Annotated in this window: 1 other annotated feature (running past one end of the window). The window is 49.7% G+C overall.

The features are described from left to right. Positions 1-106: 106 nt before the first annotated feature. Positions 107-1,266 (top strand) — a sequence feature (mutual gap in cmsearch alignment for this rRNA model is longer than 100) (it continues 1,915 nt past the right edge of the window).

Genomic DNA, 1,266 nt, shown 5'->3' with positions numbered 1-1,266 from the left:
GTGATGGGTAATGATTGTATGTATCAACAAACAAGCAACAACGTTGTACTTTCTTATCCCTGTAGCGCTCTTTGTTCACTTAGGTAGACAGAGGCTAACGTTATAGGGACAAGCGAATAAGTGCACATGGTGGATGCCTTGGCGATTACAGGCGATGAAGGACGTAGTAGCTTGCGATAAGCTGCGGGGAGTGAGCAAACACACTTTGATCCGCAGATTTCCGAATGGGGCAACCCACCCTTTTAGGGTATTGCAACCTGAATACATAGGGTTGCAAGGCGAACGCGGCGAACTGAAACATCTAAGTAGCTGCAGGAAAAGAAATCAACCGAGATTCCCAAAGTAGCGGCGAGCGAAATGGGAAGAGCCTGTACGTGATAGTCGGACCGATAACAGAATCCTCTGGAAATAGGAGCCATAGCGGGTGATAGCCCCGTATGTGAAATTGGACCGGTGATACTAAGCGTACGACAAGTAGGGCGGGACACGTGACATCCTGTCTGAATATGGGGGGACCATCCTCCAAGGCTAAATACTCGTAATCGACCGATAGTGAACCAGTACCGTGAGGGAAAGGCGAAAAGAACCCCGGAAGGGGAGTGAAATAGATCCTGAAACCGTGTGCATACAAACAGTAGGAGCGGACTTGTTCCGTGACTGCGTACCTTTTGTATAATGGGTCAGCGACTTACATTCAGTGGCAAGGTTAACCGTATAGGGAAGCCGTAGAGAAATCGAGTCCGAATAGGGCGATCAGTCGCTGGGTGTAGACCCGAAACCAAGTGATCTACTCATGGCCAGGATGAAGGTGCGGTAACACGCCCTGGAGGTCCGAACCCACTAATGTTGAAAAATTAGGGGATGAGCTGTGGGTAGGGGTGAAAGGCTAAACAAACTTGGAAATAGCTGGTTCTCTCCGAAAACTATTTAGGTAGTGCCTCAAGTATCACCATCGGGGGTAGAGCACTGTTATGGCTAGGGGGTCATTGCGACTTACCAAACCATTGCAAACTCCGAATACCGATGAGTGCGAGCTTGGGAGACAGACGTCGGGTGCTAACGTCCGGCGTCAAGAGGGAAACAACCCAGACCGCCAGCTAAGGTCCCAAAGATTGGCTAAGTGGAAAACGAAGTGGGAAGGCTAAAACAGTCAGGATGTTGGCTTAGAAGCAGCCATCATTTAAAGAAAGCGTAATAGCTCACTGATCGAGTCGTCCTGCGCGGAAGATGTAACGGGGCTAAGCCAGTCACCGAAGCTGCGGATAT

Source organism: Janthinobacterium sp. PC23-8, assembly GCF_002250505.1.
Classification (GTDB): Bacteria; Pseudomonadota; Gammaproteobacteria; order Burkholderiales; family Burkholderiaceae_D; genus Janthinobacterium.
The sequence above is the reverse complement of the archived record's forward strand: the minus strand, read 5'-3'. Positions and strand labels throughout refer to the sequence as shown.